Source organism: Micromonospora sp. NPDC051924 (assembly GCF_055586005.1).
On sequence record NZ_JBVJJA010000051.1, the window covers coordinates 1 to 24953 of the forward strand.

The 24953-nt window shown below is 67.8% G+C and carries 19 protein-coding genes and 2 pseudogenes; 7 read left to right on the forward strand and 14 right to left on the reverse strand.

What is annotated here, in order from left to right:
- The 4 genes from ACZ6S5_RS29320 to ACZ6S5_RS29335 all read left to right on the forward strand — a co-directional run.
- Positions 1–4335 (forward strand): golvesin C-terminal-like domain-containing protein (locus tag ACZ6S5_RS29320; protein WP_466005461.1); only part of this gene is annotated, 4335 nt, incomplete at its 5' end.
- An 85-nt stretch (positions 4336–4420) separates the two neighbouring features.
- Positions 4421–5131, forward strand: coding sequence for a hypothetical protein (locus ACZ6S5_RS29325; protein WP_466005462.1), 711 nt, complete (start codon positions 4421–4423; stop codon positions 5129–5131).
- Positions 5132–5195: 64 nt separating this feature from the next.
- Positions 5196–5708 carry a BRCT domain-containing protein gene (locus ACZ6S5_RS29330; RefSeq protein ID WP_466005463.1) on the forward strand — a complete coding sequence of 171 codons (513 nt, stop codon included), beginning with the start codon at positions 5196–5198 and terminating at the stop codon, positions 5706–5708.
- 2 nt (positions 5709–5710) lie between these two features.
- On the forward strand, positions 5711–6235 hold the full coding sequence (locus ACZ6S5_RS29335; protein ID WP_466005464.1) for a hypothetical protein: 525 nt from the start codon (positions 5711–5713) through the stop codon (positions 6233–6235).
- Here the strand turns inward: ACZ6S5_RS29335 and ACZ6S5_RS29340 are convergent.
- The 5 genes and pseudogenes from ACZ6S5_RS29340 to ACZ6S5_RS29360 form a co-directional block, all read right to left on the reverse strand.
- Positions 6210–7271, reverse strand: coding sequence for an integrase core domain-containing protein (locus ACZ6S5_RS29340; RefSeq protein ID WP_466005487.1), 1062 nt, complete (start codon positions 7269–7271; stop codon positions 6210–6212). The two genes, ACZ6S5_RS29335 and ACZ6S5_RS29340, sit on opposite strands and share 26 nt — an antisense overlap.
- Before the next feature lie 398 nt (positions 7272–7669).
- Positions 7670–9889, reverse strand: coding sequence for an SF1B family DNA helicase RecD2 (gene recD2 / locus ACZ6S5_RS29345; protein WP_466005465.1), 2220 nt, complete (start codon positions 9887–9889; stop codon positions 7670–7672).
- Between the two features lie 764 nt (positions 9890–10653).
- On the reverse strand, positions 10654–10938 hold the full coding sequence (locus ACZ6S5_RS29350) for a hypothetical protein (protein ID WP_466005466.1): 285 nt from the start codon (positions 10936–10938) through the stop codon (positions 10654–10656).
- 76 nt (positions 10939–11014) lie between these two features.
- Complete coding sequence (locus ACZ6S5_RS29355; protein WP_466005467.1) at positions 11015–11212, reverse strand: hypothetical protein; 198 nt, start codon at positions 11210–11212, stop codon at positions 11015–11017.
- A gap of 214 nt (positions 11213–11426) precedes the next feature.
- Positions 11427–11815 (reverse strand): annotated as a pseudogene (locus ACZ6S5_RS29360) (GNAT family N-acetyltransferase); the annotation flags it as partial.
- 336 nt (positions 11816–12151) lie between these two features.
- Here ACZ6S5_RS29360 and ACZ6S5_RS29365 point away from each other — a divergent pair.
- Positions 12152–12826 (forward strand): HNH endonuclease family protein, encoded by a 675-nt coding sequence (locus tag ACZ6S5_RS29365; RefSeq protein WP_466005468.1) that lies wholly within the window; start codon positions 12152–12154, stop codon positions 12824–12826.
- Between the two features lie 262 nt (positions 12827–13088).
- On the opposite strand, the gene ACZ6S5_RS29370 is transcribed toward ACZ6S5_RS29365, so the two are convergent.
- The 4 genes from ACZ6S5_RS29370 to ACZ6S5_RS29385 form a co-directional block, all read right to left on the reverse strand.
- Positions 13089–13652 (reverse strand): helix-turn-helix domain-containing protein, encoded by a 564-nt coding sequence (locus ACZ6S5_RS29370; protein ID WP_466005469.1) that lies wholly within the window; start codon positions 13650–13652, stop codon positions 13089–13091.
- Positions 13653–15515: 1863 nt separating this feature from the next.
- Positions 15516–15650 carry a hypothetical protein gene (locus ACZ6S5_RS29375; RefSeq protein ID WP_466005470.1) on the reverse strand — a complete coding sequence of 45 codons (135 nt, stop codon included), beginning with the start codon at positions 15648–15650 and terminating at the stop codon, positions 15516–15518.
- 254 nt (positions 15651–15904) lie between these two features.
- Positions 15905–16210: an FGGY-family carbohydrate kinase gene (locus ACZ6S5_RS29380; RefSeq protein WP_466005488.1), complete on the reverse strand. Its 306-nt coding sequence runs from the start codon at positions 16208–16210 to the stop codon at positions 15905–15907.
- Between the two features lie 340 nt (positions 16211–16550).
- A complete protein-coding gene (locus ACZ6S5_RS29385) occupies positions 16551–16685 on the reverse strand; it encodes a hypothetical protein (protein WP_466005471.1) in 135 nt (44 codons plus the stop codon).
- Positions 16686–16803: 118 nt separating this feature from the next.
- On the opposite strand from ACZ6S5_RS29385, the gene ACZ6S5_RS29390 reads away from it, so the two are divergent.
- Positions 16804–17856, forward strand: coding sequence for an FUSC family protein (locus ACZ6S5_RS29390; RefSeq protein WP_466005472.1), 1053 nt, complete (start codon positions 16804–16806; stop codon positions 17854–17856).
- 107 nt (positions 17857–17963) lie between these two features.
- Here ACZ6S5_RS29390 and ACZ6S5_RS29395 read toward each other — a convergent pair whose 3' ends face one another.
- The 5 genes and pseudogenes from ACZ6S5_RS29395 to ACZ6S5_RS29415 form a co-directional block, all read right to left on the reverse strand.
- A complete protein-coding gene (locus ACZ6S5_RS29395; RefSeq protein WP_466005473.1) occupies positions 17964–18602 on the reverse strand; it encodes a GAP family protein in 639 nt (212 codons plus the stop codon).
- Between the two features lie 224 nt (positions 18603–18826).
- Positions 18827–19417: a GMC oxidoreductase gene (locus ACZ6S5_RS29400; RefSeq protein ID WP_466005474.1), complete on the reverse strand. Its 591-nt coding sequence runs from the start codon at positions 19415–19417 to the stop codon at positions 18827–18829.
- A gap of 377 nt (positions 19418–19794) precedes the next feature.
- On the reverse strand, positions 19795–20379 hold the full coding sequence (locus ACZ6S5_RS29405; protein WP_466005475.1) for a hypothetical protein: 585 nt from the start codon (positions 20377–20379) through the stop codon (positions 19795–19797).
- A 352-nt stretch (positions 20380–20731) separates the two neighbouring features.
- The gene (locus ACZ6S5_RS29410; RefSeq protein ID WP_466005489.1) at positions 20732–23308 is read right to left on the reverse strand and encodes an AfsR/SARP family transcriptional regulator; all 2577 of its coding nucleotides are present in this window, start codon (positions 23306–23308) and stop codon (positions 20732–20734) included.
- Positions 23309–23632, reverse strand: a pseudogene (locus ACZ6S5_RS29415) (AfsR/SARP family transcriptional regulator); the annotation flags it as partial.
- A 442-nt stretch (positions 23633–24074) separates the two neighbouring features.
- On the opposite strand from ACZ6S5_RS29415, the gene ACZ6S5_RS29420 reads away from it, so the two are divergent.
- Positions 24075–24953 (forward strand): peptidoglycan DD-metalloendopeptidase family protein (locus ACZ6S5_RS29420; protein WP_466005476.1); only part of this gene is annotated, 879 nt, incomplete at its 3' end.

The following is a 24953-nucleotide window of genomic DNA, read 5'->3' on the forward strand; positions in this document are numbered from 1 at the left end:
ACCCAGTTCGCCTACGTCGACCCGGACGGCCCGCAGGGCAACACCATCAACACCACCGTCACCGACGCCGAAAACCACACCACCGCCTACCAGCAGGACGGCTACGGCCGGCCCACCCAGACCACCAACGCCAAGAACGAGGTCACCAAGCTCGAGTGGGACGACGACCACAACGTCACCAAACTCACCGAGCCCAACGGCGCCGCCTCCAGCTGGACGTATGACCAGAAGACCGGCTACCCGACCGAGACCAAGGACGCCGAGGCGGTCAAGAACGGCACCGCGGGCACGGTGCTGACCTACCAGCGGCAGCTCAACGGCTACGTCGCCGATCTGGTCAGCAAGATCAGCCCGGAGGGTCGCAAGTGGACCTTCGGGTACGAGGCCGACGGCGACCTGTCCTGGGTGGCCGACCCGATCGGCAACACCACCGCCGACCAGAACGACTACACGACCCGCTACACCTACGACGCCTGGGGCCAGCTGCTGACGGAGACCGACGCCAACGGCAACACCACGGCGTACGGCCCCGCCTACCACCCGAGCGGTTACCCGACGACCATCACGGACGCCGATCAGAAGGCGACCACCTTCGCCTACGACGATCGGGGTCAGGTCCTCACGGTCACCGACGCGCTCACCCACGACACGACCCAGACGTACGACACGTTCGGTCGTCCGCTGGAGAACAAGGTGGCCGTCGACGCCAACCGGTGGATCACCACCCCGGCACCCAAGTACGACGCCAACGACAACGTCTACGAGTCGTACGCGCCCAACGGGGCCACCTCCACCGCCTCGTACGACAAGGCCGACCAGACGGTCTACGTCACCGCCCCGGTGGACCTGGCGGGCGACCCGGAACGCAAGACCTCCTTCACCTACGACAAGGTCGGCAACCTGCTGACCACCACCGAGCCGAAGGGCAACCTGACCAGCACGGTCGGGGACTACACCACCACCAACGCCTACGACGCGATCTACCAGCTCATCAGCGTCACCAACGCCAAGAGCCAGAAGATCACCTACGGGTACGACAACGTCGGCAACGTGACCACCATGGTGGACCCGCGTAAGAACGCCAGCGCGGACGCCGCCGACTACACCGCGAAGATGGAGTACGACCTGGCGCACCGGGTCACCAAGTCCATCGACGCGCTGGGCAAGTTCACCACCAGGACCTACGACCGGGACGGGCTGGTCACGGCGACCACCGACCAGCTGGGCAACACCACCGAGGTCACCCTCGACCCGCGGGGGAAGCCGACCCAGGTGAAGGTGCCGCACCAGAACGACAACGGCACCATCGCCTACCGCATCACCAAGTACGAGTACGACCAGGTCGGCAACCAGACCAAGGTGATCAGCCCGCGGGGTGTCGCCACCACCGACGACCCGGACGACTTCGCCACGGTCACCATCTACGACAAGCTCAACCGGGTCAAGGAGACCCGCACCGCCTACGACAAGGACGACGCCCGCTACAACACCGCGGACGTCACCACCTACTCCTACGACGCGGTCGGCCGCCTGACCACCCTGTCGGCACCCCCGTCGTCGGGTGAGCCGGTGCGCAACGACACCACCTACACCTACTACTACAACGGCTGGACGAAGACCTCGTCGGACCCGTGGGACATCGTCACCTCGTACGACTACAACGACCTGGGTGCTCAGACCGCGCGGACGGTCACCTCGGCTGGCGGGTCGTCGAACCGGACGATGACCTGGTCCTACTTCCCCGACGGCAAGCTGGCCTCCCGCTCGGACGACGGCGTGCCGGTCGGCAAGCAGGTCGTCCTGGTCGACAACTCCGACTTCAACAACACGTCGGCGACCGGGACCTGGACCACGGCCAACACGGCCACCGGCAGGTACGGCGCCACCTACGCCACCCGCCCGGCGGGAACCGGTGCGAACGCCTTCACCTGGCAGTTGAACGTGCCGCAGTCGGGCACGTACGAGGTGTTCGCCCGCTATCCGCAGGTCACCGGCGCGGCCACCGACGCCAAGTACACGATCAGCCACGGCAGCGGGACCACGACCAAGACGGTCAACCAGACCACCAACACCGGCGCCTGGGTCAGCCTCGGCTCCTACAGCTTCACCGAAGGCAACAGCCACAAGGTGTCCCTGTCCGACCAGGCCACCGGCACGGTCGTCGCGGACGCGGTCAAGCTGGTGCGGGACAACACGGGGGAGGCGGACAACGAGAAGCACGACTACACGTACCGGTACGACCCCAACGGCAACCTCAAGACCATCACCGACAACAGCCCCGGCGCCCGGGTCAGCGACTACGCGGTCGACTACACCGACCTCAACGAGGTCCAGAAGGTCACCGAGAGTAAGTCCGGGACGGTCACGAACACCACCTCGTTCACCTACAACGAGAACAGCGAACCGCTGACCACCACCCACGACAAGCAGTACTCGCAGTACACCTACGACCCACGGGACATGGTGTCCACGGTCGTCAACGGCAAGTCCGCCACCGACCCGGACCAGAAGACCACCACCTTCACCTACACCGACCGCGGTGAAAAGCTGAAGGAGACCAAGGGCAACGGCAACACCGTCGACTACACCTACTACCTCGACGGGCTGCTCAACACCCAGACGGAGAAGAAGCCCAACGGGACGCTGGTGTCGGACCACACCTACACCTACGACCTCAACGGCAACCGCGCCCGGGACGTCGCGAAGAAGATGAACGCCGACGACCATTCGGCGTACCTCAACACCACCAGCGACTACACCTATGACCCCCGCGATCGCCTCGCCACCGTGACCAAGGCCGGCGACGGTGCGGGCACTGAGACGTACGTCCACGACGCCAACAACAACGTCGTCAACCAGACCATCAAGGGTGCAACGACGACGTTCAACTACGACCGCAACCGTCTCCTCACCGCCAGCACGGGCGGCGCGACGTCGTCGTACAACTACGACCCGTTCGGTCGCCTGGACACGGTGACCGCCGGCGGCACCGTGCTGGAGCGGAACGTCTACGACGGCTTCGACCACGTCATCGAGAACCGCAAGAACAACGGCACCAGCACCGCCACGACCAAGTACACCTACGACCCACTGGACCGGACCGCCACCAAGACCACCGACGCCGGCGGCCCGAAGGAGAAGACCACCACCTTCAACTACCTCGGCCTCTCCAGCGAGGTCCTCGACGAGGAAGTCGCCGGCAAGCTCACCAAGTCCTACCAGTACTCACCGTGGGGACAGCGCCTCTCCCAGATCACCCACAAGGACGACGGGACCGAGGAGAACGCCTACTACGGATACGACCCGCACACCGACGTCGAGCAGCTCACCGACGACACCGGTGACACCAAGGCCACCTACGGCTACACCGCGTACGGCAAGAACGACGATGCCCAGTTCACCGGCATCGACAAGCCGGACACGGCGGACCCGACCAAGGAGCCCTACAACGCCTACCGGTTCAACGCCAAGCGGTGGGACCAGTCGTCCGGCAACTACGACATGGGCTTCCGGGACTACAGCCCCAGCCTCAACCGATTCCTGTCCCGCGACAGCTACAACGGTGCTCTGTCCGACATGAAGCTGGGCCTCAACCCGTGGACCGGCAATCGATACGCCTTCGGCGGCGGAAACCCCATCAGCAGTATCGAGCTCGACGGCCACACGCCCGACGATGACATCCTGCCGATCGGACTGTTGGGGGCTGCGGCCGCCGCCGCGGCCGTCGACGCTGCCGCGGCAGCAGCGTTGGCGGCTGCGGCGGTGGCGCTGCCAGTCGTTGCTCTCGGGGTCGGCATTTGGGCGGCAAACGCCGAGAAATCGGACGCCGAAAAAGCGGCGGACGCGGCAGGCGTGCAGGGTACCGAGGAGGGCGGCCAGGAGGCGGCAGATCTCACTGAAAAGTTGAACGGCATGCGCCGACCTTGGCTCGCCGCGAAGAGCACAACTTCCGTGATGAAGGTCTGGGATTCAGAAACGGAAGAATACCGGATCAAGGTCTCGATTGCGCAACCAGACGCGGACGAAGCCACGATGCCGGAGGGCTGGGAGGAGGAAATCAGGAAGGTCTACGGAAATGACATCGCGATTGACTGGGTGGAACCCCCGGGTGAGGGCATTCATGCGGAGGAGGCGATCATCGACAGTCTTAAGGAATCGGAGGTGATCGTCGAAGGCGCCGCCAGCCGCCCCTTGTGCCTCAACTGCAACGCCGAGCTCGGAACCGAAAGAGAACTTGGTGGTGAGTTCGCCAAGAGGTCCTACAGCAGGGGCAGCACCGGATTCCGAGTGTTCTGGCGCCCCGGTGTCAACAACCTTGAAGTGTTCGGTCCGTGATAGGAAACTGATCCAGTAAGCACCGGTCTCGTAGCGCCACCAACCCGGGTGGCGCTACGAGATCGTCTGTGCCATAATTCCCGACGTGAGACTCATGGGATTTGGATACGAAGAAGATCCGTTGATTGATGGCGGGTCGTTGTTGGGTGATCGGCTGTTCTGGCCAACATATCTGCTTTCCACGATGCTCCTGCCGGACGATTCGCTGGTTCGCGAAGCATTCGTTGTTGGTGCGAAGGAATGTGACGAGTATTTCCTTGCCCGACTGTACGATTCCGAAGCCTGGCCGGCGTTCCGGCTCGGGCTTCGCGACGGCCACGAGATCTGGGTTGTCCTGTGCAATGACCCCGACGATTCATTCACCGATTTCCTCATGTGCCGGGCGGGGGGAGAGCGCCCGTTGCGGTTGGCGGTGGCAGGCGGTAACGAATTCCTTCCTGGGCTGAGCTGGACGGAGCTGCTGCACGCCGCGAGTTTCACCGGCGCGCCGTACGGTCTGACCGACCAGGACGCGCGGCTGCTGTTGCTGCTGCCGGCCCTGGGCGACCCAGACCTGCCGGCGGAGGCGGCGACGCGGGTGGCTCAGGCGCTGGCGGCCTGCGGTGCGAACGATCGGGCCCGTGATCTGGCCGCGTACCTGCTGGAGCGCCGGGCGTGGTCGCGGTGGCGGAGTGTGGATGGCGTCATGCTCAACGACGGCCGGCACAGCCTGCGCAACCCCCACGGACCTGTCAACGCGCTGACGGACGCCGACCTGCGGGAGGTGTCCTCGACACTCGCGCTCGGTGACCTCTGACAGTCGGACGTTCCCAACACCTGGGCGGGACGGCGGTACCGCGTCGAGCGGCGCGGCGAGAACGATGTTCGAGCTACCCGGGGACACAGTCGTCTTCACCGGCGCCATGGAACCTCCACGATGGGAGTGGGAAGAGCAAGCAAGAGCTGCCGGCCTCCAAGTGGGCAACACCGTCACGAAGAAGACGCGGCTCCTAGTCGCCGCAGACCCAGACACGATGTCAGGCAAGGCAAAGAAGGCCCACCAGTACGCCATCCCGATCGTCCATCCCACCGCCTACCAGGAGCTCCTGGCCGGCTTGCCGCTGCCGTCTTCTGGTACCCAGACCAGGAGAGGCAGCCACGAGGCAGCGAAAACACTGACGCGGCCGATCCGGCCAGAGAATCAAACCTGGAGGATGTCCCTGCGCCAACAAATCGGCCCCTTGGCCGCTCAGGGTGAGCCGGGCAATATGTGCCCGGTCGAGCGCATCCACATCACGTCCGTATCTCTCGAGGCGCGTCAGGACCAGGTCGATTCGGCCCGAAGTTTCCCGGTCCCGGCTTTTGCCGCCGACGAGGGCATGGCACGATGCTAGGCGTGAAGATTGCTGGCTACGGATACGAGCAAGACCCGCTGATCGATGGTGCCGCCTTCCTGAGTGATCCGGTGTTCTGGCCTACCTATCTGTCGTCCATGCTGATGCCACAAGATGACTCCTTTGTCACCGAGGCGTTCGGGGTGGAGGTGGAGGATTGTTACGAATACTCTGATCGCCGGCTGCGCGATCCCGACGCTTGGCCGGTGTTCCAGCTCGGACTGCGCGACGGGCACGAGGTCAATGTCGTATACTTCAATTTGCCCAGGGAGTACTTCTGCGACTTTCTTCTGTGCCGTCCCGGCGGGAAGGACGCGTTGAGGCTCGCGACCGTCGGAGGGCATGAAATGCGTCCGGGGCTGAGCTGGCCCGAGCTCGGCACTACAGCGGACTTCTCCGGTGCACCCTACGGTGTAGTAGAGCCGAACGCTCGGCTGCTGCTACTGCTCCCCGCGCTTGTGGGGTTCCAATATCCTGTCATCGTCGGTCTGGGCTCGGCTTCTACGCGGCGCGTTCGTATTCGTTGATCAGCCCGCCGAGGACGGGTCGGCGTTTGACCCGCTCGTGGGCCAGGTCGACGGCAGGACGGTCGGAGCGTGGAGGCTGCAACTGCAGCGCCCGATGCGGACGCCGCCCGTTGTAGTGACGGGCGTACTGATCGAGTATTCGGCGTAGGTGCCGTTGACCGACGATGAGCATGCGGTCGGTGACCTCGGCGCGGACGGTGCCGACGAATCTTTCCGCGTAGGCGTTCGCGCGCGGGCTCTGCGGCGGAATCTTGCAAACGGTGATGCCGGCGTCGGCCAGGACGGCGTCGAAGGCGGCGGTGAACTGGCCGGCCCGGTCCCGGATCAGAACCTTGAACTGGTCGGCCCGGTCGCCCAGGTCCATGAGCAGGTTCCGGGCTTGCTGGACGGTCCACGGCCCGTCGGGGTTGGCGGTGACGCCGAGGATGTGCACGTACCGGTTGCCGACCTCGATGGCGAAGAACACGTACAGGCGTTGGAGGGTGAGCGCGCAGTCCACATGGAGGAAGTCACAAGCGAGCATGGTCGACGCCTGGGTGCGGAGGAACCTTCGCCAGGTGCTGTGGTCACGGCGCACCGGCGCTGGGGGTATGCCCCGCCGTTTGAGGATCCGTCGGATGGTGGAGGCGCCGACACGCTGCCCGAGGCCGAGCAGTTCGCCTTGGATTCTTTGGTATCCCCAGCCGGGATTGTCCCGGGCCATCTGCTCAACCAGCCTGGCCACGATCGGGTCGATCGGCGGGCGCCCGGGCCGGTTCGGGTAGGTCCAGTGGCGGGCGACCAGGTGTCGATGCCAGCGCAGGACGGTGGCCGGGGTGACGAGCCGGTGGGCCTTCACCGCCTGGGGCAAGAGTCTGATCAAAGCCGCGAGCATCGCTCGGTCCGTCCAGTCCAGTCGCGGCTTCGGGTTCCGTCGGCGCAGGACCGCGTTCTCGTGACGAAGGACGAGGATCTCCACGTCCTTGGCCGCGCTGGTTCGGGTGAGGAGGACCAGCCACGAGGTCATGCGGTAGAGCACGAGGTAGATCAGGCGCATTGACACGAAGCCCGATCATGCCCGACGGACGCCGCCGGGCACCACGTCCGGCCAGGTCAACGAGGGTGACGGGATTGTGGAACCCCACAGGGCGGTGGCGGGCGGTGTCGGCGTCGATTCGCCTGTGGCCGGCGCCGGGTCGCAGGCGGCGGTTGAGGCGAGCACGGCGACGAGAGCCACGGAGGCGGAGAGACGTCGGACCATGGCGGCGAGCATAGGCGGCGATCAACTTCCGCCTATCGCCACCGCCACACCAGGCCACAGCGGCGCCAGTCACGATCGGGTGGCGTCAGCTACACCTGCCGGTCGGCGATGGTCGAAGGCCGGCGGGGCGCTCGGCGTTTGTCGCCCACAACTGTTCACCCCAGCCGTACCTACCCAACCGATCCCAGGGGCCGTCACAAACGGGTGAGTCGGTGGTCGAGGGCGGTGTGGCGGCGGCCGGCGCCGACGGTGCGGACGGCGGCGGCGAGGGCTCGGCGGGAGCCGACGAGGACGACGAGTTGTTTGGCGCGGGTGACGGCGGTGTAGAGCAGGTTGCGTTGCAGCATCATCCAGGCGCTCGTGGTGAGGGGGATGACCACGGCGGGGTATTCGGAGCCTTGGGAGCGGTGGATGGTCATCGCGTAGGCGTGCGCCAGCTCGTCGAGTTCGTCGAAGTCGTAGTCGATGCTCTCGTCCTCGTCGGTGCGGACCGTCAGGGTCTGCTCCTCGGCGGACAGGGCGGTGACGATGCCGAGGGTGCCATTGAAGACGCCGGCCTGGCCCTTGTCGTAGTTGTTGCGGATCTGGGTGACCTTGTCGCCGACCCGGAACACCCGCCCGCCCATCCGCCGCTCCGGCTGCCCCTCCCGGGACGGGGTGAGCCGCTGCTGCAACAGCGTGTTCAACGCGCCGGCACCGGCAGGGCCGCGGTGCATGGGGGTGAGGACCTGCACGTCCCGCCGCGGGTCGAGCCGGAACTTGGCGGGGATGCGGGTGCAGGCGACCTCGACGGTGAGGGCGGCGGTGGCGTCGGTGTCATCGCAGGCGAACAGGAAGAAGTCCGGCAGCCCCTGGAGCAGGGGCGGGCGGCCGGCGTTGATGCGGTGGGCGTTGGTGACGACGCCGGACTGGGCGGCTTGGCGGAAGATCTGGGTCAGCCGTACCCGGGGGATGGTGGGAGCGGCGAGCAGGTCGCGCAGGACTTCACCGGCGCCGACGGAGGGGAGTTGGTCGACGTCGCCGACGAGGAGCAGGTGCGCGCCGGGTGGCACGGCCTTGACGAGTTTGTTGGCCAGGATCAGATCGAGCATGGAGGCCTCGTCGACGACGAGCAGGTCGACGTCGAGCGGATTGTCCCGGTCGTACGAGGCGTCCCCACCGGGGCGCAGCTGCAGCAGCCGGTGCACGGTGGCCGCGGGATGGCCGGTCAACTCCGAGAGGCGTTTGGCGGCCCGTCCGGTCGGCGCGACAAGGGTGACCTTGGCTTTCTTCGCGGCGGCGAGTTCGACGATAGAACGGACGGTGAAGCTCTTGCCGCAGCCCGGCCCGCCGGTCAGCACCGCCACCTTCGAGGTCAGGGCGAGACGGACCGCCTGCTCCTGCTCCGGTGCGAGGTCGTTGCCGGTGCGGGCCTTCAACCACGCGAGGGCCTTGCCCCAGTCGACGTTCGTGAAGTGCGGCAGCCGGTCGGCGGGCGTGTCGAGCAGACGGTGTAGGGAACTGGCGAGGGACTGCTCGGCGCGGTGAAACGGCACCAGATACACCGCCTGCACCGCCTCCCCGTCGGCGGCGGTCAGGGGCTCGCGGACGACGCCCTCGTCGGCGGCCAGGTCGTCGAGGCAGCGGGTGACGAGGTCGGTGGGCACGTCGAGGATCTTCGTCGCGTCGGCGACCAGCTCCGGGGCGGGTAGGTAGCAGTGCCCGTTGTCGGTGGCTTCGGACAGCGTGTATTGCAGGCCGGCCATGACCCGCTGCGGGCTGTCGTGGGGGATACCGACGGCTTGGGCGATGGTGTCGGCGGTCTTGAAGCCGATGCCCCACACATCCGCCGCCAGCCGGTACGGCTCCTTGGTGACCACGTCGGTGGAGGCGTCGCCGTACTGCTTGTAGATCCGTACCGCCAGGGAGGTGGAAACGCCGACGCCTTGCAGGAAGACCATCACCTCCTTGATGGCCTTCTGCTCCTCCCACGCCGCCGTGATCTTCGCCGTGCGTTTCGGGCCCAGCCCAGGCACCTCGACCAGGCGGGCGGGTTCCTCCTCGATGACCCGCAGGGTGTCCAGGCCGAAATGGGCGACAATCCGCTCGGCGAACACCGGACCGATACCCTTCACGAGGCCGGAGCCGAGGTAACGCTGGATGCCCTGGATCGTGGCCGGCAGCACCGTGGTGTAGGAGTCGACCTCGAACTGCCGACCGTAGCGGGGGTGCGACGACCACCGCCCGTGCAGCCGCAGCGTCTCACCAGGCTGCGCGCCGAGCAACGCCCCGACCACGGTCAGCAGGTCCGTGCTGCGGTCGGTGGCCACCCGGGCGACGGTGTACCCGGTCTCCTCGTTGACGTAGGTCAACCGCTCCAGCACCGCGTCCAGTACGGCAAGCGGCGGGCGGGCTGGCGTCGTCACGCCTGACATCGTGCCGCCTGCCGCCATGGCCCGGCCACCCGCCTGCCCGCTCGCCTGCAACCGCGCCGGGCCTGCAGGATGGAAGTCATTCCTGCGGCGGTTGTCGGTGGCCATCGAAGCGTCCCGCGTAGCGGTAGATCGGCGGAACGGTCTCGTCGTTCTCGCGTAGGTAGTGATGCATGAGGGCCGGAGCCGGCAGAGCGCGTGACCCAACATAGATCCCTGTCTGCGGGAATAGCACGGTCAACGGCAAGGATCCCGTCTCATCGACCTCGACAGGTGTCAGACGGCCATCAACAGGCCCTCCGAGAAACCATGCTTCTCTGGTGGGCATCACAGCCGCCCGATTGCGTTGATCGCGGTCACCAGCGCCGCGGCCGCCCCGACAAGCCCCGCGAGCGCGCTGATGAGTCCGCCCATCCGGGCGGGGCGATCCGGCGCCACTGTCTCGTCGGTGCGTGCTGATCGTCGGTCCCGTCTCGCCATGGCTGTCCCCTCCCCGGCCCGCCCTTGATTCTTCATGGCGCCGCCGGAGGTACTTCACCAGCGACCAGCGCCCGCTGCCAAACCGCGACGGCGGTCCTGTGGATAGAAAGGGTTGCCTGTGGATGACACGTTCGGCGCACGCGATTGTGTGGTATGGCCCGCGAAGCTGTGCCAGAAGAATGCCGAGGGGACGGGGCGGCCACCCACAAGCCGCAGGGCGGACCCGTTACAACCTCAGGCTTGTGGCGCGGACAAGTAGACGCAGTCGGGAAGCACGGTCTGGGCGGTCATTCCGGAGCCGCCGGGCCCGGCCGCCGGCCTTCCCGCGGCGCCGTCGGCGGCCCACCGCCATCCTGCCCCCGCCACTGCCCGGCGCTGTCGGCGCGCAGCAGACGCTCGACCATGCGCACGGCATCCGCCTCCGTCCCGAACTCCCAACGCAGGACCTTGCCCGTCTCGGTGTCGCCGGCACGGGCGACGACTGTCCAGCACGTCTGGCGCACCAGCCACACGTCCCGACGCGCCAAGCGTCCCCACACCCCGTTCCAATACCGCCGGACCACCTCCTGCACCAGGTGATCGTACGCATGTTCGAATGCGGTGGAAGGCGGGGTGGTGAACAAGCCCGGCAGGCCCGCCGGGTGTAGATCACTCGCATCGGTCCTCGGCACCCCGACTGTAGGGCTCGCAGCAGTCGGGACGGTGGCGGTACACACGCAGATCACGCCCCTGCCGATTGCCGCGTTCGGACGTGATCTCGTACAGACATGCCCCCCACACCACGGTCTCCCCGCCGCCGGACACCACCTGGCCGTCGCCCGGCCCGCCGCGCAGCAACACGTCCATTCCCCGACCGTATGTAATCGGCCGCGACCGGGCCTGGCTTACCGCTCGTCGGCGCCGTGAGACTGGCAGGCTCTGTTGATCGAGTAGTCGGAATTCACCTGATCACCGCCGTCAGGGTGACGGTCTGCCACGGGCCGAGACGTGGGCCCGTACCCGTCGATGCATGGATGTGGTGGTGGCGAGCGGCGGAGGCGGTCGTGGAGGTCTTTGCCGATCAGCTGGCCAGCTTTTCAAAGAGTTCGTTCGGCGTGTCGTAGTACCTCGTCGTCCGGCCGAAGTGCGTCATGCCGAGCCGCCGGCAGGCGGCCTGGGAGGCACGGTTGTCCGGATCCGTGGCCGCGATGACCTCGTCAGACCCCGGCTGAACGCGTCGTCCAGGACCGCCGCCGCTGCTTCGGTGGCGTAGCCGTGCCCCCAGGCGTCGGGAAGCAGGTGCCAGCCGATTTCGACATCGGTCGGCCCGCCGGCCGGTTCCCCGGCCGACAGGGGAATCGGCTTGAGCAGGAGGTTTCCCACCAGCCGGCCGTCCGCCGCTGTGGTGATGGCCCAGATCCCGTGGATCGGATCGTCGATGGCGCATCGGCGTGCGATGGAGGCGCGGGCGATTCACGAGCAGACGCCCCTCCAACATAGCCAGGTTCCGGGCGGTGCCTGCTTGCCGCATGGCGCTGAAGCCGTCGGTAGTCGGGGAGGTCAGGCCGAAATGCCCTCGAAGCAACCCCTGCCAGGACCACGTGGCTGCCCGGCGAAACATCTATTGCGATCCCGCGCGCACTCTTGCCGGCGCAACGCGCTCAACGGCGACAACGTGTCATCGATGTACGCGACTCCCTCGGCCGATCTTCACGGAAGGGCCCCCACCTCTTCACAAAGATGCCCATCAATGGACATCATCGTTGGAGAAGGTCGATGCCCAACGACGGTCGCCCGGAGGCCCGCATGCGAGTACGACCGCTGTCCAGCAGAACCCCAGTAGTGCGTCGGTGGGCCGCGGCAACAGCCGCGGCCGTCGTCGCCACCGGCGCCCTGGCCGCCGTACATGCGGCGCCGGCGCTGGCCACACCGCCCGGCATTCCCTCCAAGTCGACCGCCCAGTCGCAGCTCAACGCCCTCACCGTCAAGACCGAGGGCTCGATGACTGGATACTCCCGCGACCTGTTCCCGCACTGGATCACGATCAGCGGTACCTGCAACACCCGCGAGACCGTCCTCAAGCGCGACGGCACCTCGGTCGTCACCGACAGCAGCTGCGCCGCGGTGTCGGGCCGCTGGTACAGCCCCTACGACGGCGCGACCTGGTACGCCGCCTCCGACGTCGACATCGACCATGTCGTGCCCCTCGCCGAGGCCTGGCGGTCCGGTGCGAGTAGTTGGACCACCAGCCGGCGGCAGAGCTTCGCCAACGACCTGAGCCACCCGCAGCTAATCGCCGTCACCGACAACGTCAACCAGGCCAAGGGCGACCAGGACCCGTCCACCTGGCAGCCGCCGCTGTCCTCGTACCGGTGCACCTACAGCAAGATGTGGATCACCGTGAAGTACACCTGGGGGCTGAGCCTGCAATCGAGCGAGAAGTCCGCCCTGCAGAGCATGCTCAACACCTGCGCCTCCTGACATACCTGTCCAGAGCAGCCGAAGGCTGAATCGACGAGGCGAAGGGGCGGCCAGGCGCGGTGCAAGCGCACTGGCTGCCCCTTCACCCCAGTCGCCGTGACTGCGGACCGGAACGGTCCGGGGTCCCCGCCGCGATGGCCGCACCAAACCCAGCGCCACCGGGTACAACTGCGTCGCGTCGCTCAAGGCCGTGGCGTTCGGCTCGATGGCCGGGGTCTCCGCCGGGATCCGGGTCTACGGCGTTCCTGGGATGTCGGGCCGTTCACCTGCGCTCGATCGCCTCGGAACGGCAGGGGACGCAGCGGCCAGCGGGCTGACCAATGTGCCCAGGACGCTGGCACCGACCGTCGGCCTGTGGCGTGGCCGCGCCCGGCCAGTGGGCACCGGCTGCAACCGGAGCCCGCCGGCTTGTCGGCAGGAATCGCCGCCACCGGGCAGCGCTCGCGGGCGCGTCGGCTTTCAATTGGTCTTCAGTACTTCGGGTGACACTCTGGCTGTCACCCCCGGCGGGCGATTTTGTCACCCCCGCCGGTTGTTTTGTCGCCCCCGTTGTGGCTGTGGTCCGCCGGTTCGGGTGCACCAGTCGGTAGACGCGGGTGGCGATGCCGGCGGCCTTGGACACGACGAGACGGCCCAGTTGCACGAGCTTGGCCAGGCATCGTTGCACTGTGCGTTCGGAGCAGCCGACGTACTCGGCGAGGGTGGCCACGGATGGCCAGGCGTTGCCCTCACGGTTGGCGTGGGCGGCGATGGCGATGGCCACCGCCCGCTCGTTCTTCCCAAGGTCTCTCGTGGTGAACAGGGCAGCCTTGACGGCTTGACTCATGGCTTGCGGATCTCCGTCCGTCAGGGCCCGCGGCGCCTGTCCTGGCGCCCCGGGCCGATCTCTGGGTGGAAACCGCCGGCACGTGCGGTGCGGCGGTGCGGTACCTAGGCGAATCCGTTGCTGCGGCGCTCTTCACCGCCCAGGGGTCTAGGGCGGAGCTTGTGCCCCCAAGGCAGGACCGGTCATCGCTTGCGCCTCTTCGTCGGCAGGCCCTGTCGGGGCGGTTCGGGTGATGGTGCGGACCGCGCCGATGGATCAGCCACCGGCGGACCTGATCCACGCTCAATCCGTCGCCGGGGTCAAGCCACGTCGGCCGGTACCGCCGGTGGGCGTCATCGCGCCGCGACTCAGACGCCGATCGATAAGACGCACGGGTTTGCGGGGACTGAGCGCACTGCTGGATGGTGCCGCCGCCCTGGTGCTGGAGTCACCGCACCGCACGTCGCCACAGGTCACAGAACGCGTGCCGACAGCCGCCACGAACTCGACCAAGCCGCACGAGGCCGGCGGCCTGGACCAGCTGCCCGACGCGGATCCCGTGCACCTGGCCGACATCGCCCTTGACACGAAGGTCACGCACTACACCGAGCGAGGCCGATCAGGGGCAGCCCAAGCGCGACACGCTCACGAAACGATGCCTACGTGTCGTCGCGACCACCCGCGCCAAAGAAGCCTCTTACGTGTCGTGGAGCCGGACCCCTCAGCTTGTTCCTCGCGTTCACGGAGCGTGCCCTGGGAGCGTGAAAGACACGTGCCCGGACACCTGAGCGAGTTTGGCTCAGCTCATCGACTTCAGACTGGTCGTCGGAACGAGCAAACATCCGCAGCCGAAGTGCGCACTCGGACTACCCGGGAACCGACGCTCATCGGTGACGCGTCGGTCCCGGATGCTCGCGAGCCGGTCCCCGGACCGCCTTCGCTGGTCCACGCGGCCACCGCCGCGGTCCGGGGCACCGCCATAGCGGTCCTTGCCCCGGCGGTCCAGCGCCCGGCGGTCCCGGACGCTGTCCGGCGGTCCCGGACGGCACGAGACGGGCACAACACCGGTCCGGGACCGCGGCCCCCAGACGTCGCACTGGTCCCGGCTGCCCGGCCGCCACCACGCCCGTGACGCTCCCGGAATACCGCCGCCCCGCAAGGTCCTCGCCCGACAGTTACGCACTGACGAGCAGCAGATGTCCAGACGCCACCATTGCCGCGCTCGTGCACGTCCTGCGGACCGAAGCCACCACACGCGACCACTTCAAATCCGACCTGTCAGCCCGGGACGCTGCGTGAGAGGACAGCGACCGGCGATTCCTGTCAGACCTGAGCCGTCCGGGTGCGGCGCGCGAGCGATTCTGTCAGCAAGCCCGACATCTGACAGAACCTGACCAGACCTAACAGGATCTGACCTTGTGGGTAGGTCAACATCCGTAGAACCTGCGCCGGTTTAGATCGGCGCCGTTGTCAGCCCTGACAGCGGCTGACAGTGGCGCAGCAGCGGTGCGGCAATTCCGCGGCTGTTGCCGTGGCCTCGGAGCTATGCGAGGACCCGCGCCAGCTGTCGAGAGGGGCTGTTTAGGCGCTTGTCGCCGCCGAGTCAGGCCTGTGGTTGTCAGCCCGCGTGTGGGGCTCGACCGGGTGCGGCCCTGGGGGCTCGGTTGGGGGCGCCGGCGATTCGAGGCCCCAAACGAGCCTCGCCGATCTGCCCTGTCAGGCGGTTGAGCTGCGGAAACGCCACCCGATAGGAGCCCATCGGGAAGATCAGCCTATCCCGACTCCCTAATGCTTCTAGGGACCCCAGGGGGTCTTACGCAAGGTAAGCCACGATGGGAGACCTCTAGTGACTCTGAGGTGCCGGCGGGATTCCTTCGGTCCGGACTAGGATTTGCAGGTCCGGGCGATGGCGGCCAGCATGGCCGCGGTGGTGCGATGCCGGGCTCGGGACGCTTCCTGCTGGGAGTGCACGCCCAGCAGGTCCAGCAGCGCCAGCTGTCGGGGGTTGTCGAAGTCCACCTTTTCACCGGATCCGACGGTGTCACCTGCGCCCCCGGGCGACTTCGAATGCCGGCCGACAGTACGCGGTCAGCATCGCCACTGTCTCGCCAGCCACCACAGTGTGGAGTAAGGGGGGCGGCGGGCGGTTGGGCAGCAGCAGCGGTGGGATCCCGGCCCACAAATCGTCCGAGACGATCCACCGCGGCTGCTCATCTTTGTCACATTCCGGGAGGACGGTCCTCCAGTCTCCCGGATGTCACCAGACCCCAAAGTCAAACGCGCCTACCAGAATTGCGGTAGCGCTCGACCTCCGACCACACCGAGGACATACCAGCGAGACAGCGGTCGAACACCTGGGCGTGCTCCAGATAGGCGACGCGGTCCGGCCCCGGGTGCACGCAAAGGTCGTTCTCGTCGTTGACCGTCCACGACGGCACGCCGTGGCCGAGGGCGCCCGGCAGCAGGGAGGCGACGCCCCGGGCGCCGAGTTCGCTGGTGAGCTGCCGCCGGACCGGGCGGCCGAGCACGTCGGCGAAGATCTGCGCCCACACTGTCGACCGGGCGCCGCCACCGGCCAGTCGCCACGGCCGGTCTCTGCCTGCCGCACGCCCGCGCTGGCGCCGCGGCGTGCCGGGCCTGGGGGCGGAAGGCGCAGCCCGGGTTGGCTATCGGCACGTGCCGATCCTCGGACACCATCTGGTACTTGGGGTTGCCTGAGCGGACACCTCCCGAGCCGTAGGCTTGTCGTGAATGTGAGCCCCAGTTCGCCGTAGATCCGGCCCTTGTCTGCGGGCTCGGCGTCGCGTAGCACATCGATGACGTTTCCGAGGGCTTCGACGATGTGGCGGATGTCGTCGGTGGAGAAGTGTCGGCGTCCGCCGAGCGGCGCAGGGTGGCCTCGGCGGTGACCTGCTCGGCTTATACCTCCGCGATCCACCGGCTGACGATGCTGGGGTCGGTGCCGTTGCCGGAAAGCGGCGCGGTAGCGGCCTTCAGAGCGGGGTTTTCAGGGGCAGTAGAGATCAGATGCAGCAGCTTGGGGATCTCGAGCATCCGATCGTTGTTGGCGTATGACGATGTCGTTGGGGAGCCGATGGATACGCGGGGGTGAGAGGTGCTCGGCCGGCTTCGAGGTGTGCTGAGCGAGCGTGCGCGGCGGAGCGGCCGAGACGTGTACGAGCGACTTCGCACGTACCTCATCGTCGCGGCGCAGGCAGGTGTGGCGGCCGAGCTGTCCTGGTTCATCGCGCGCGATGTACTGCACAATGCGCAACCGTTGTTCGCGCCCGCGGTCGCGGTCGGCACGATCGCGGGAGCCATCGGTAATCGATTCAGGCGAGCGCTGGAGATCATCGCCGGGGTGATCGTGGGTGCGGTGGTCGCCCACGTGATCACACGGACGATCGGGGTAGCCCCGGTCCAGACCGGCGTGGTCGTGGCATTGGCCATCGCGGTGGCAGTCGCGTTTCGGGGCACCGGCGCGGTCATGGCGCAGGCAGGAGGCACAGCTCTGCTGCTGGGGACGGTGGCGCAAGGACCGGATCTGGCGGTGCCGCGAACGGAAAGTGCCGTGGTCGGTGGTGTGGTCGCCGTCGCCGTCGCGTTCCTGATCCTGCCACTCAACCCGCTGCGGGTCGTACATCGCAGCGTCGGTCCGACGGTGGATGCCTTCGCCCGTGAACTGACGGCAGTCGCCGACGCACTGGTCCATCGTGACCTTCAACAGGCCGAATGCGCCCTGGAGCGCTTCTCCGCATCATGGGAGCAGAGACACAAGACGGCTGAGCTGGTGGCCGCTGCGCGGCAGGTCGCGGTCCTCTCACCGTGGCGGAGGCGACGGCTCGCCGTCGTACGCCGGTGGGAGCACGCCGCCGAGCACCTCGATACGGCCTACACCTGCACCCGCGAACTGGTGCACTGGGCGGTGGTGACCCTCCGCGCCGGCGAGCCGGTGCCGGCCGGTCTGCCACCGTCGATCGAGCACGCCGGCCAGGCGCTGAGGCTCCTGTATCGTGACGTCGTCACCGGCCGGGAGCCAGGTCCTACGCGTGCGCGGGCGTTGCAGGCGATCAAAGAAGTCAACCAGGCCTGCGCCGAGGGTGTCGAGTCCTCCGGAAACGTCGTCGTCGCACAACTGCGCGCCGCCGTCAGCGAGCTGCTACAAGCCTCCGGGCTGCCCGACGCAGAGGCGACCAAGCAGGCGGGCCTGACGGCCGACGTCTAGGCACGGCGGTGGCAGCAGGTGGTGGCGTAGCGGCTCGTGGTTCCGCTTGAACGGTCTGAACGCCGGCTGGCAACCTATGGCCGGAGGGCAACGCGCGGGCGAGGGCCTTACTTGACCAGGTCGGACACGACGATAGCCACGAAGATCAGGATCACCGCCTCGCTGACCCACCACGAGTGGTCGTTGGCCCAGTTGCGGATCTTCGGCAGCGCTGCTGCCGCCCGCTGACCGAACGCGAGCAGGGCGAGCAGTGGCAATGCCAGGAGCAGCAGCGTCAGACACAGGAACGGCAGCAGGTGCCACCACGGCTTGTCGTGGCCTGCCAGGCTTCCGGCGACTGCCAGCATGGTGGCCTCGTCACTGGGCATGGCGACGAAGAGAAGGACGCCCAGCCCGAAGGCGAAGCGCGGCTTGGCCTCCTGCAACCTGCTCATCCACTTGGGCGGCTGGGTTCGCTTGCGGCGGGAGAAGATCATCACCATCAACGCCAGCAGCACCAGCAGTACCACCCAGTCGATCAGGCGCCGCGTGCCGTCGTTCTTGTGCTGCCCGTTCCCAGCGCCACGTACCGTATGGAAAACGACGTACCACACAGTCAGCGCGACGAGTACGGCGAGCCCGGCTCCGACCAGGAAGGCAAGCGAGCTGCGCTTCGCGTCCCGGCTGGAGGCCAGGAAGATGGCACTGATGATCTGCGGACCGGCGATCATCACCACCGTAAGTGGTAGGACGCTCAGCAGGTTCATGACCCTCCTTCCTGTCCCTCATTTTTCGCCGGGCCGAACCCGAGCGGACGCCCTTTGCACGAACGATTCGACGCAGGTGCCGCCGCCGACCGGCAAGAACGGTGGTTGGGCGGGGGCTTACTTCGCTCAAGTGAGCCGGTTGACCGGGTGACGATCGGGTCGAGGACCACTGGACGAGCGCGGACCGTGCCCAGCACTGGGACTGCGCTGAGCCTGGCGGCGCTCTACCTGACCAGTCGGCCGGCGCCGTCACCTCGCGTTTGAGGATCTTGCCGGTGGCCGTCTTGGGCAGCAGCGGTCGGGGCGTCGGCGGCCCCTGGCCGGACGGTGGGCATCGGCAGGAGGGGAAGGCGCAGGGCTGCGAAGGCGGTCTCGGGCACGGCCGGACGGATCGGTCTGACCGGCGGGATGGACCGGTAGGGCGCGCCCTGGACCGGGCGCGGGTCGGCCTCGCCCTTGTTGGGCCACAGCGACATGGCCCGCTCGGCCTGGGCGGTGATGGTCAGGGAGGGGTTTACCCCGAGGTTGGCGGAGATGGCGGAGCCGGCGACGACGCTGATGCCGGGGTGCCCGTAGAGGCGGTGGTAGGGGTCGATCACGCCGGTGTCGGGGCTGTCGCCGATGGGGCAGCCGCCGATGAAGTGCGCGGTCAGGGGGATGTCGAAGATCTCGCCGATCGAGCTGCCCGGGAAGCCATTGATCTCGCCGGCGAGCAGGCGGGCCGCCTCCTCGCCGGCGGGGATCCAGTTCGGGTTGGACGCCCCGTGTCCCTGACGGGACGTCAGCTTGGCCCCGCCTCGGCGCACCTTCTTCATCGAGACGGTCAGGGGAGTTGTCCAGAGACTGCATGACCAGGCCGATGATGGTCCGCTCCGACCAGCGGCGCTTGCTCAGGGAACGGGCGAGCAGGACCGGGTGCCGGGCACAGGTGCCGAGGAGGCGCAGCCATCGTGGGCCGCGACCGCCACCGGGTGCCTGCAGCACGGCCAGCAGGCCCATGGCGTTTGAGCCCTTGCCGTAGCGGACCGGCTCGATGTGGGTGTGCTCGTCCGGGTGGATGGACGAGGTGATCGCCACGCCCTTGGTGAAGTCGGCACGCTGTCCGTAGTTGCGGTTAGTGGTCTGAGCGGTGACCACGGCCTCGGAGTTGGTGCGGCTGAGGTGACCCAGCCGGTCGGAGATGCGCGGCAGATCATTGCGGGCCTTGAGGGTGTGCAGCAGCGTCTGGGTGCCGTAGGTGCCCGCGGCGACGATGACGTGGCGGGCGGTGAGGGTGCGCCTGCCCCGCCGGCGGGAGCCGGAATGACAGGTCTCGACCAGGTAGCTGTCGCCCTTCTCGCTGATCCCGGGTGACGGTGGTGAGCGGGTGAATCTCGACGCCGTTGCGTTCGGCGAGATAGAGGTAGTTCTCGGTGAGCATGTTCTTGGGCCCGTGGCGGCAGCCGGTCATGCACTCGCCGCACTCGATGCAGGCCCGGCGGGCGGGTCCGGCGCCGCCGAAGTACGGGTCCTGGGCCTCGCCGCCGGGGCGAGCCTGTCGGCTGCCTTCGGCGTCGTCGCCGTCGCCGAAGAAGACGCCGACCGGCGTCATGTGGAAGCTGTCGGCCACACCCATCTGCTCTGCGACCGACTTCAGGTGCATGTCGGCGGGCGTGACGGTCGGGTTGAGCCGTACGCCGAGCATCCGCTGCGCCTGGTCGTAGTGCGGGGCCCGCTCCTGCTGCCAGTCGGTGAATTGCGCCCACTGCCGGTCGGTGAAGAACGCCTTCGGCGGCACGTACAGGGTGTTGGCGTAGTTGAGGGAGCCTCCGCCGACGCCCGCGCCGGCCAGGATGAGTACGTTGCGCAGCAGATGGATGCGCTGGATGCGCTGGATGTCGAAGAGGCCGAGGGCGGGCGCCCACAGGTAGTTGCGCAGGTCCCAGGAGTTCTTCGGCGGGTTTGGTTCTGCGGGCCAGGATCAGGTTGGGCACGGCCCGGTCCAGGCGCAGGGTGACGTGCGGGGTCTCGCCGCCGGGCGTGCTGCGTGTTGAGTTGTCTGCTGATGGCGGCCAGTTCGTCCTGGTAGGCGCTGGTCGACTGGGTGTGGCGGGTCTGGAACTCGGTGATGGCTTGGCGCGCCCTCGTGGTCAGCCGGACTCGGTGGGCGGGGCCGAGTGTTGGTCGAGGGCGTGCAATTTCGCGCGGAGGCTTGGCGCGCCGGGGTCGCCAAGGCCGGTGAGGATGGTCAGGGCGTCGGTCCAGGCCGCGCCGGCGGCGTCGGGGTTGCCGGAGGTGTGGTGGGTGTCGCCGAGGTGGGTCAGGACATTGGCCTCGTGGTAGTGCTCGCCGATATCGCGAAGCAGGGCGAGGGCGTGCTGGTAGCAGTCGATGGCCTGGCTGTGGTGGCCGAGGTGGTGGTGGGCGTAGCCGAGACTGTCCCATGCGCTGGCTTGCCCGCTGCAGTCGCCGAGCTGCTGAAACAGGGTGAGGGCCTGCTGACATGCGGTGAGGGCCTGGGTGTGGTCGCCGAGCTGGGCGTAGCACCAGCCGACGGAGTTGAGGGCGTGGGCTTGTCCTGGGCGGTGGCCGGCAGCCCGATGCACGGTGAGGGCCTGCTGGCCGTGGCCAAGGGCCAGGTCGAAGCGGCCCTGTCGCTGCCGAAGGTAGCTGAGGTTGTAGTGGGTGTAACCCTGGCCGACTCGGTCGCCGATCCGGGTGTACAGGTCGAGGGCGTGTTGGAGATGGGTGTGAGCGTCGGCGTGGCGGCCGAGCTGAGTGGCGCCGCGGGCCACGCCGCGGTGGGCGGTCGCCTGTGCGGCCGGGTCGTGCAGGCGGCGGGCGGCGTGCACGGCGGCCTGCCAGGCGGCGGCTTGGTCGTCCCAGTGTCCCTGCTGGTAGAGGACCATGTTGAGGGCCCAGGCGAGCTGCCAGGTGTGGGTGTCGAACCCGGTATCGGCGGCGTGTCTGATGGTGGCAAGAAGGGTGGGGTGCTCGGCGGTCAGCCAGGCCATGGCCTGCTGGTGGTCGGCGAGTCGCTCGGGGCTGACGTCGGCGGCGGCTGGGGCGAGGGGCACGGGGATCGGGTCGCGGGTCGGGTAGAGAAGCTGGTCGGCGGTGTGGGCGGTGTGGGTGTAGTGGTCGAGCAGGCGGGTGAGGGCGACGTGGTGGGTGTGGTCGGGATCGGTGGTGTGGGTGAGCTCGGTGGCGTAGGCGCGTAGCAGGTCGTGGAAGGTATACCGGCCGGGGACGTGTTCGACTAGGAGGTTGGCGCGGGTCAGCTCGTTCAGTAGCCTGCGGGTCTCGGACACGGGGTGGCCGGCGAGGCTGGCCGCCGCCGGTGTGGCAATGTCCGGGCCGGGGTGCAGACCCAGCAGCCGGAACAGTCGGGCCGAGGGTGCGGTCAGAGCGGTGTACGACCAGGAGAACACCGCGCGCAACTGACTGGTCGGGTCGCCCGCGTCCAGGGAGTCGAGCTGCTGGTCGGCTTGGTTGAGTTCGGCGGCGAGCGTAGCCAAGGGAAAGTTCGTTTGTTGGGCGCGGGCGGCGGCGATGCTCAGCGCGAGTGGCAGCCTGGCGCAGGCAGTGATGATCTGTTGTACCGCGTCGGGCTCGGCGGTGACCCGGTCACCCAGTCGGCGGGTGAGCAGGTCGCGGGCCTCCATGGTGGACAGCAGGTCGAGGGGCAGGGGATGGGCGCCGTCAGCGGCGAGCAGACCGGTGAGTTGGGTGCGGCTGGTCACCACCGCCATGGCGGTCGGGGTGCCGGGCAACAGGGGGCGGGCCTGCTCGGCGTCGCGGGCGTTGTCGAGCACGACGAGGATCCGCTTGCCGGCAAGCAAGCTGCGGTAGAGGGCGGTCTGGGCGTCTAGGTCGGGTGGGATGCGTTCGGGTGGCACGCCGAGTGCGTCGAGGAATCCCCGCACGGCTTCGGTCGGGGCCATCACCCGCCCGGTGGGGTCGAACCCGCGCAGGTTCACGTACAGCTGGCCGTCGGGGAACTTCTCGGCGACGGTGTGGGCCCAGTGCACCGCCAGGGCGGTCTTGCCTACCCCTGCGGTGCCGGACACCGCGGCGATCACCACCGCCGTCGACACCCGCTCGGACCGGCTGGCCACCAGGGCGTCAAGGTCCGCGAGGTGTTCGGCGCGGCCAGTGAACCCGGAAACGTCGGCCGGTAGCTGCATCGGCACCACTGGTTCAGCGGCCATAGGTCGCGTGGTGGCAGGGGCGTGGGGCGGGTCCAGCTCACCACGCAGGATTGCCTGGTACACCGCCTGCAGTTCGGCGCTCGGGTCCGCGCCGAGTTCGTCGGCGAGGTGCTGGCGGACCGTGGCGTGGTGCTTCAGGGCCTCGGCGGGATCCCCGGCGGCGTGCAGGGCCCGCATCAACGCCACGGCCAGGGATTCCATGAGGGGGTATTCGCCGGTCAGGTCTCTGAGCGTTGCGATCACCGTGCTCGGGTTACCGACGTGCAGTTCGGCGCGGGTCCAGGCAACGACGGTGTCGAAGTACTCCCGGCGCCACCGTTCGCGGGTCCGCGCCGACCAGGATCCGGTCAACCCGCCCAGGGGGTCACCGCGCCACAGGCCGACGGCCTCGCGCAGTAACCCCGCCCGCTCATCGGCGCGGTGCGCGGCGCGGGCCCGTTCGACCAGACGGCGCAACCGGTGGACGTCGATGCGGTCGGGATCGATGTCGAGCAGGTAACCACCAGAGCTACGCACCACCGACACCGGCGGCAAAGCGGCCGCCTCGGTGCGCTCCAGTAACCGCCGGATTCGGGTGATGTGCACATGCAAGGCCCGCCGCGCGCCGGCTGGCACCTGCTCCCAGACACGGTCCATCAACGTCTCTGGGGTCACCGCACGGCCCGCGTCGGCGGCGAGGACGGCCAAGACGTGCCGCTGCTGGCGGGGCCCGACATCAAGGTCTCGACCGTCGGCGCACACCTGCACCGGCCCTAGCAACCGAATCTGCACCGCACCCCCTCGAGACGGCGCCGTCGGTCGACGCCCGTGAACCACCCTCGCCGAACTACAACAATCCATTAACCATCCACCCCACCATGCGGAGCCACCCTTTGAAAGTCCCTTCTTCGGCTACCGGGCGCTGATCCAGGATGGAGATCGATGGTCTTCAAGCGAGTACTCATAGGTACGGCCACTTTGCTGGGTGTCATGGCAATGGCGGTTTCACCAGCAAGCGCCGAGCCGGCTGCGCGATCTGGGCCTCGGATGCGATGCCCGGGCACCTGCACGACCTGACCTGCGCCCAGCACCTCGACGTCACCGGAGTCCTGTACTGGCGGCCTCGCACCTGCACCTACCGGCCGTGGCCGACTCCGGCTACGACCCAGCTCCCGGCGTACTGCGTCCTCCAGGCTCTCGCCGACTGCACCTCACACACTTCGAATACCGATACCTACCCGGATCTCGTTGAGATCAATTCAGTGCTGCATCCCAGCAGTTTGGCCACTTCGGAAGGAGTCAGATGCGTCTTCGTTCAAGATTGAGCGTGCTCGCCCCGGCGGTGGTTTCGGCGCTGGCCGCGTCGATGATGGTGGTCGTGTCGCCAGCGAGTGCTGCGGGCCCCTATCTCGAGCTTCCATTCAGCTGCGGTACCTCGTGGACAGGTAACTCCGGCGGTAGCAGCGCGCACCAGAACTACGAGATCGACTGGAACCTGTCGTCCGGTGCTGAGGACCGGGGGAAGCCAGTACTGGCTGCGGCGGCGGGCACGATCAGGTGGGAGGGGGGCGAGAGCTCGGCGTACGGAAACTACCTGGAGATCGACCACGGTAACGGCTACTCCACCCTGTACGCCCACCTCGACACCAAACTTGCGCACAACGGCGACGCGGTCGCCCAGGGCGAGACGATCGGTACAGTCGGCAACACCGACGGAAACAGCTCCGGTATCAGTCCGCACCTGCACTTCGAGTACCGCAACCGCGGCAGCGGGCAGAGCTGGCCGGACTACATCCGGCCGGCCTCGTTCCACGGTGACCCGTTCGACTACGCCAGCGGCGTGGAGACGTACGTCAGCCAGAACTGCGGTGCCCGGCGTCCAACGGGGACGGTTTCCGACTTCAGCGGTGACGGGCATTCGGATGTACTCGGCGTTGACGCTTCGGGTTACCTCTGGTATTACCCGAACAATGGCCTCGCCATCCCGTCCCGGGTGCAGCTCGGCTACGGCTGGGGCACGTTCAAGCACGTCATGGCGGCCGACTTCTCCGGTGACGGGTATGCGGACGTGTTGGGCGTCGACGCATCGGGTTACCTCTGGTATTACCCGAACAATGGCCTCGCCATCCCGTCCCGGGTGCAGCTCGGCTACGGCTGGGGCACGTTCAAGCACGTCATGGCG

What these genes read in the sequence shown, in the direction of transcription:
- recD2 (WP_466005465.1), bottom strand. Translation starts at nt 9,889, where the DNA reads ATGTCAGGCGTGACGACGCCAGCCCGCCCGCCGCTTGCCGTACTGGAC.
- ACZ6S5_RS29395 (WP_466005473.1), bottom strand. Translation starts at nt 18,602, where the DNA reads ATGAACCTGCTGAGCGTCCTACCACTTACGGTGGTGATGATCGCCGGT.
- ACZ6S5_RS29340 (WP_466005487.1), bottom strand. Translation starts at nt 7,271, where the DNA reads ATGCGCCTGATCTACCTCGTGCTCTACCGCATGACCTCGTGGCTGGTC.
- ACZ6S5_RS29385 (WP_466005471.1), bottom strand. Translation starts at nt 16,685, where the DNA reads ATGCTCGAGATCCCCAAGCTGCTGCATCTGATCTCTACTGCCCCTGAA.
- ACZ6S5_RS29370 (WP_466005469.1), bottom strand. Translation starts at nt 13,652, where the DNA reads ATGAGTCAAGCCGTCAAGGCTGCCCTGTTCACCACGAGAGACCTTGGG.
- ACZ6S5_RS29330 (WP_466005463.1), top strand. Translation starts at nt 5,196, where the DNA reads ATGTTCGAGCTACCCGGGGACACAGTCGTCTTCACCGGCGCCATGGAA.
- ACZ6S5_RS29400 (WP_466005474.1), bottom strand. Translation starts at nt 19,417, where the DNA reads ATGAAGAAGGTGCGCCGAGGCGGGGCCAAGCTGACGTCCCGTCAGGGA.
- ACZ6S5_RS29355 (WP_466005467.1), bottom strand. Translation starts at nt 11,212, where the DNA reads ATGGACGTGTTGCTGCGCGGCGGGCCGGGCGACGGCCAGGTGGTGTCC.
- ACZ6S5_RS29365 (WP_466005468.1), top strand. Translation starts at nt 12,152, where the DNA reads ATGCGAGTACGACCGCTGTCCAGCAGAACCCCAGTAGTGCGTCGGTGG.